The following is a 6,487-nucleotide window of genomic DNA, read 5'->3' as shown; positions in this document are numbered from 1 at the left end:
GGCGGTTCCACTACCGCGATCCTGGTCAACCTGCCCGGTGAATCCTCCTCAGTGGTGACTGCGATCGACGGTTACCAGATGGCGCGTCAGGGACATGCCGGCAAGGCACTGGCAACCGCGGCTATCGGTTCGTTCTTCGCCGGTACCGTCGCGACCGTGCTGCTGGCGCTCTTTGCACCGCCGCTGGCTGAATTGGCGCTGACCTTCGGTCCAGCCGAATACTTCTCGCTGATGGTCTTGGGCCTGGTCGCCTCCGTCGTCCTCGCTCACGGCTCGCTGCTGCGCGCAATCGGCATGATCGTGCTCGGCCTGCTGTTGGGCATTGTCGGCACAGACGTCAATTCGGGTACGCCGCGTTACACCTTCGACCTGCCGCAACTTGCCGACGGCATTAACTTCGTCGTCGTTGCGATGGGTATGTTCGGCCTCGGTGAGATCATCTCCAACCTCGAACATGAAGAATCCCGTTCGCTGGTGATGAAGAAGGTGACCGGATTGATGCCGACCAAAGAGGACTTCAAGCGCATTGCCGCCCCGATCCTGCGCGGCACCGGCATCGGTTCCCTGCTCGGCATCCTGCCCGGCGGCGGCGCAATGCTCGCGTCCTTCGTGTCCTACTCCATCGAAAAGAAGGTATCGAAGAATTCTGCGCAGTTCGGCAAGGGCGCGATCGAAGGCGTGGCCGCACCGGAATCGGCAAACAATGCCGGCGCGCAGACCTCCTTCATCCCGATGCTGACCCTCGGTATTCCGTCCAACCCGGTGATGGCGCTGATGATCGGCGCCATGATCATCCAGGGCATCCAGCCGGGTCCGGCGGTGGTGACGGAGCAGCCGGCGCTGTTCTGGGGCATCATCGCGTCGATGTGGATCGGCAACTTCTTCCTGATCGTGCTGAACCTGCCGATGATCGGCTTGTGGGTGCGCATGATCATGGTGCCGTATCACTTCCTGTTCCCCGGCATCCTGGTGTTCTGCGCAATCGGTGTGTTCTCGCTGAACAACGCGGACTTCGACGTGTACCTGATGGCGGGCTTCGGCTTGTTCGGCTACATCTGTGGCAAGCTCGAGATGGAACCTGCGCCGATGCTGCTCGGCTTCATCATTGGGCCGATGATGGAAGAGTACCTGCGCCGTGCGCTGCTGTTGTCGCGCAGCGATCCGATGGTCTTCCTGCAGCGTCCGATCTCGGCCACCATGCTGGTGCTCGCCGCCGTGGCAATGGCGATCGTGCTGACCCCGTCCCTGCGGAAGAAGCGCGAGGAAGCGTTCGAAGAATAAGGTGATGCCATCCTGACAATCGGCGTGTTCCGGAAACGGACACGCCGATTTTCTTTTCCCGGCCCCCATGTGCGAAGCGGGCTGCGATTTGATTTATCCTATCGTCCATGCTTGCATCGCAAAATCACCATTTGTTTTCAGCCATCGTTGAAGCACCATTTGGTGCAATTGGTATTCGTACCGAAGCTGGCGTGCTTCGCGAGATGGTTTATTTGCCGCGAAGCTTCAATGAGAAGGCGCCGGAGGATTCGCTGTCCGAGAAGGCCGCCCGGCAGGTCGAGCGCTACCTGAACGAACCCGATTTCCGCTTCGACCTTCCACTGGCCGAGGTCGGCACTTTATTCCAGCGCCGGGTTTGGGGCGTCATTTCAGGCATTCCACGCGGCGATGTCCTTACGTACGGGCAGGTTGCGAAACTGATTCGCTCAGCGCCGCGCGCAGTGGGGCAGGCATGCGGCGCAAACTGGTTCCCGCTCATTATCCCCTGCCACAGGGTGACGGCGTCTGGAGGACTGGGTGGGTTTTCCAACCATGATGAAGAAACCGGCTTCCATCTTGGCGTCAAGCGCTGGTTGCTCGCACACGAAGGTGTCGAGGGTTATCGATGACGGCAGTGCCGACTGCGAGCCTCGCCGCGATCGACGAATTTTGCGATACCTTATGGCTGGAAGACGGCCTGGCCAGGAATACGCTCGACGCTTACCGGCGCGACATGAACCTCTTTGCAGGCTGGCTGGAGAGCAAGAGAGGCAAGAGCCTGTTCGCGGCTGCTGAAACAGATATCAATGCCTACTTCGCCGCGCGCCATGCCGATACCAAGGCGACTTCGGCGAACCGGCGACTGGCTGTCCTGAAACGGTTCTATCAGCTGGCGTTGCGTCAGGGGCGGATTACTGCCGATCCCTGCCTCAAGATCAAATCCGCCAAGCAGCCGCCGCGCTACCCGAAGACACTGTCCGAAGGCCAGGTCGAAGCGCTGCTGGCCGCGCCGGATGTGGGCACGCCTCTCGGGCTGCGCGACCGCACCATGCTCGAACTTATGTACGCGAGCGGACTGCGGGTGTCGGAGCTGGTATTGCTCAAGACCATCGAGGTCGGTATGAACGAGGGCGTACTCCGCATTACCGGGAAGGGGAACAAAACACGGCTGGTGCCTTTCGGGGAGGAGGCGCGTACCTGGATTGTGCGCTACTTGTCCGAGGGGCGGCCCGCAATCCTCGATGGGCAGGTGGATGACGCCTTGTTTGTCACGGCCCGCGGAGCCGGCATGACACGCCAGATGTTCTGGACACTGATCAAGAAATACGCTTTGAAGGCCGCAATCAACGCGCCCTTGTCGCCCCACACCCTGCGCCATGCGTTCGCGACCCACTTGCTCAACCACGGCGCCGATTTGCGCGTAGTGCAATTGCTTCTCGGACATGCAGACATTTCAACAACGCAGATTTACACGCATGTCGCACGCGAGCGGCTGAAGACGCTGCATGCGGCGCATCATCCGCGCGGTTAGATAGTGAGCAACCAGGGAGTCGAGACGCGGTGAAGATCCTGCTCAACGTTATCGGATGCCTGGCGGTGGTTCTTGCGATCCTCGGGGTATTCCTCCCTTTGCTCCCGACGACGCCTTTCCTGCTCCTGGCTTCGGCCTGCTTCATGCGCGGCTCGGATCGCATGCATCGCTGGCTGCGCCATCACCCGGTCTTCGGCGAATACTTGCGGAACTTCGAGGACAAGCGGGCGTTGCCGCTGCGGGCGAAGGTGTTGAGCCTCACAATGTTATGGCCCTCCATGCTGTACTCGATTTATCTCGTCAGGCCAATATTGCTCAAGGGGATGCTGCTGGCGATTGCAATTGGCGTGACCGTCATGATCCTTCGGATGAAGACCCTTGACGGGGTGGACGAGGAGTAAGCGCGGGACGCGAAACAAAGGGTGAAAGTATTGCTTAATCTCAATTTGGCCCGCCGCATGGATTGGTACATTGGATGTCATGTGAATTTTTCCGGATGATTGCCATGGAAAGCATGCGTACGATTTCCTACCTCTTGCTCGTTGCCGCCACTTTCGCGGCTACCTACTTCGTCTCACACATCTGACATCCTTGCCGCGGCACGCAGGTTGTGCCGCTGTATATGGTTGAATGACAAAAAAACGGGCCGCATAAAGCGGCCCGTTTTTCATCCTGCAGAACAGAATTACTTGCGTGCGCGGCTGCCAGTCTTCTCTGCGGCTTGCGTGAACTGGCTTACAGCGGAGTTCACGTTGGCTTCGAGGACTTCCACGGCCTGCTTGGTGCTCTTGCTGAACTGCTCGTAGCTGGCGTTGGCGTTGCCGATCGCGGACTTGAAGATGGCGATCACGTTCTCGGAACCAGCAGGCGCGTTCTTGGAAACATCGTCCACCAGGGCAGAGACCTTGCGGCCGGTTTCGGCGATTTGCTCTTCCGCAGCGCGGGTGAACTCTGCTTGGGCGCTGGTCGCGATGCCGGCGAGGTGGCGGCCGTAGGCAATTGCCTTGGCTGCGGTCGGCTGAGCCTGGGCGGCGGACAGCGAGAAGAATTCCTGCGGATCCTTTGCCGTCAGCAGCTGGCGTGCGGCGATCGACGAGTCTTCGAGGGACGCCTTCGCAGCGTTCAGGTTGAGGTCAACAACCTTTTCAACGCTTTCGAATGCCTTGTTGGTCAGGCTGGTGATCAGGGACAGCTGGGCTTCGAGGTTGGCTTTGGCGACGCTGGAAAATTGTTCGGGAATGGTAAACATGGTTCGCTCCTTGTAGGCGGTGGTATTGGGGGCGGCATTTATTGTGCGCCGCAACAATTCCTATTTTATGGGCGTCGGGCACGATGTCAAGCATTTTTTGTGCGCCGCACAAAAATATTTTTATCCGGTAAGTGCACCGGCCCTGCTTATGTAACACGGCGTCTGCCCGGCGGGGGCGGTACCGGCCACTTTCAGCCGTTTTGTTGAGCTTGCTCAAACGATAACCGCCCCGCGGACTCATGTTGCTTGCGCAATGGTGTGCTGACGTAAAACGCGCGATGTTCGACCCGGAACACTTGTGCCTTGGGAAATACTCCATTAGGCTGGATACAGAGCTATCAAAACAGAAACAAGCCCTGCCGCCGGTTATCCGGCTGGCGTCTTCAGAAATGGCATGGTCTCCAATGCAGGGACCACGCACGATATCGGGGACAGGATGTATTCGGTAACCAAGATCCTGCACGTCGGCAGCATGGGAACCCTGTGCCGGGGAGTGCGCACGGACAATGGGCGTGCCGTCCTCATGCATCTTGTCCCGGAGCATTACGCCGCATTGCATGTCGGCTGGATCCAGCATGCGCTGCAGCTCGGCAAGTCGCTGAACGCTTCCTTTGCCCTTTCCCCACTTGGCCTTGATAGCTGCGAAGCGCGGCCGGCACTAATATTTGCGGATTGTGCCGGCGAATCCCTGTCGACGCTTCTCGGAGCGCCGTTTGACCCGCCGCGCTTCATCAGGATTGCTTGTGCCGTCGCCGCTTCGCTGGCACAGCTTCACGGTCGCGGCATCATGCACAAAGCGCTGGAGCCTGGTGCGGTTGTGGTGGATGAACATGCCAGCGTGGCGTACCTGGCCGGCCTGGGCCATGCCGAGACGCTGCCTGGACAACAGGAGGTGGAAGCGGGTGTGTCGCCGGCCTACATGGCGCCGGAACAGACCGGACGAATGAATCGCAGGCCCGACCGCCGCAGTGATCTCTACGCGCTTGGCATTATCTTTTACCAGATGCTGACGGGCGATCTCCCATTCGATGCAGATGATGCGATGGGGTGGATCTACTGCCATATCGCCCGTACACCGGTCCCACCGGTGGAACGCCGGATCTCACTACCGCCCGTGTTGTCGGCAATCGTCATGAAGCTGCTGGCCAAGGAGCCGGAGGCGCGCTACCAGAGTGCCGAGGGTCTCCTGCGCGACCTGCTCGAATGCGACCGCCAGTGGCGCGTGCAGGGCGCCATCGACGCGTTTGCACTGGCCCAGCACGATGTGCCGACGCATTTCCAGCTTCCGCAAAAGCTTTATGGACGCGAGCGCGAGAGCGCCAGCCTGAGGCAAGCCTTTGAGCGGGTGGCAGGCGAGGGAACACCGGAGCTTGTCCTTGTCACCGGGTATTCGGGCATCGGGAAATCTTCCCTGGTCAATGAACTGTGCACGCCGATCATGCGCGAGCAGGCGCTGTTTGCGTCGGGCAAGTTCGACCAGTACAAGCGCGAAGTTCCCTATGCCACCATCGTCGATGCATTTGCCGCACTGGTGCAGCAACTGCTGGCGCAGAGCGAGGAACGCATTGCGCACTGGCGGCAACGTTTGCAGGACGCACTGGGCGTCAACGGACAGCTGATTGTCGACGTCATTCCGCCGGTTGAGCTGATCATCGGCCCGCAGCAGGCGGTTCCGGTACTCCCCGCGACCGAGGCGCGCAACCGCTTCGGTATCGTCTTCCGCCAATTCATCGGTGTATTTGCCAGGAAGGATCACCCGCTGGTCCTGTTCCTGGATGATCTCCAGTGGGCCGATGCGGCAAGCCTGACGCTGCTCGAAGGCTTGCTGCTTCATCCTGACACGCGCTATTTCATGCCGGTGTGTGCCTTTCGGAGCAATGAGGTCGATGCCTCACATCCGTTCAGCCTGAGCCTCGACGCACTGCGCGGCGGCAGTTCGCCGGTTACCGAGATCGTGCTTGGCGCCTTGCCGGACGGAGCGCTCAACCAGCTCGTGGCGGATGCGCTTCACCGCAGCGAGGCCGATACCCTGCCGCTGACCCGCCTGATCAGCAAAAAGACCGGGGGCAATCCTTTCTTTGTCATCCAGTTCCTCGCCGCGCTGCATGAAGAGCACCTGATCGTGTTCGACAGTAACCTGTCCGGCTGGCGCTGGGACCTGCAGCAGATCGAAGCCTACGGATTTACCGACAACGTTGCCGAGTTCATGGTGGACAAGCTGCTGCGGATGTCGCCGGAAGCACAGGCGGCATTGCAGCGTTTTGCCTGCCTCGGCACGCGTGCGAAGCCGGCGCTCCTGGCCGTGGCCCTGGAATGCGGTGAGCAGGACCTGGGCGCGGCACTTGCCGAACCGATCCGGGCGGGATTCGTCCTGCGCGCCGGGGACGAGTACAGGTTCCTGCACGACCGCGTGCAGGAGGCAGCATATTCGACGATCGACCCCGACG

The 6,487-nt window shown here is 60.3% G+C and carries 6 protein-coding genes; 5 read left to right on the top strand and 1 reads right to left on the bottom strand.

Translation table 11 applies throughout. The features are described 5' to 3' along the window. From AYR66_RS07510 to AYR66_RS07495, 4 genes are all read left to right on the top strand, one after another. Positions 1-1,281 (top strand): tripartite tricarboxylate transporter permease (locus tag AYR66_RS07510; protein WP_088709674.1); only part of this gene is annotated, 1,281 nt, incomplete at its 5' end. A 107-nt stretch (positions 1,282-1,388) separates the two neighbouring features. Next, a complete protein-coding gene (locus AYR66_RS07505) occupies positions 1,389-1,889 on the top strand; it encodes a methylated-DNA--[protein]-cysteine S-methyltransferase (protein WP_088706989.1) in 501 nt (166 codons plus the stop codon). Then, complete coding sequence (gene xerD, locus AYR66_RS07500; protein WP_088706988.1) at positions 1,886-2,791, top strand: site-specific tyrosine recombinase XerD; 906 nt, start codon at positions 1,886-1,888, stop codon at positions 2,789-2,791. The genes AYR66_RS07505 and xerD overlap by 4 nt, the downstream gene beginning before the upstream one ends. 29 nt (positions 2,792-2,820) lie before the next feature. Continuing rightward, on the top strand, positions 2,821-3,192 hold the full coding sequence (locus AYR66_RS07495; protein WP_088706987.1) for a YbaN family protein: 372 nt from the start codon (positions 2,821-2,823) through the stop codon (positions 3,190-3,192). 284 nt (positions 3,193-3,476) lie between these two features. Here the strand turns inward: AYR66_RS07495 and AYR66_RS07490 are convergent, their stop codons facing one another. Beyond that, entirely contained in the window at positions 3,477-4,040 is a 564-nt protein-coding gene (locus tag AYR66_RS07490; protein ID WP_088706986.1) for a phasin family protein, read from the bottom strand. Between the two features lie 394 nt (positions 4,041-4,434). On the opposite strand from AYR66_RS07490, the gene AYR66_RS07485 reads away from it, so the two are divergent. Beyond that, positions 4,435-6,487 (top strand): ATP-binding protein (locus tag AYR66_RS07485; protein ID WP_206047099.1); only part of this gene is annotated, 2,053 nt, incomplete at its 3' end.

Origin of the sequence: Noviherbaspirillum denitrificans (assembly GCF_002211445.1) — a bacterium.
GTDB classification, from domain to species: Bacteria; Pseudomonadota; Gammaproteobacteria; order Burkholderiales; family Burkholderiaceae_D; genus Noviherbaspirillum; species Noviherbaspirillum denitrificans.
The sequence above is the reverse complement of the archived record's forward strand: the minus strand, read 5'-3'. Positions and strand labels throughout refer to the sequence as shown.

Bases quoted from the DNA above. Each gene is read 5' to 3' on its own strand.
- AYR66_RS07505 (WP_088706989.1), top strand. From the start codon at position 1,389: ATGCTTGCATCGCAAAATCACCATTTGTTTTCAGCCATCGTTGAAGCA.
- xerD (WP_088706988.1), top strand. From the start codon at position 1,886: ATGACGGCAGTGCCGACTGCGAGCCTCGCCGCGATCGACGAATTTTGC.
- AYR66_RS07490 (WP_088706986.1), bottom strand. From the start codon at position 4,040: ATGTTTACCATTCCCGAACAATTTTCCAGCGTCGCCAAAGCCAACCTC.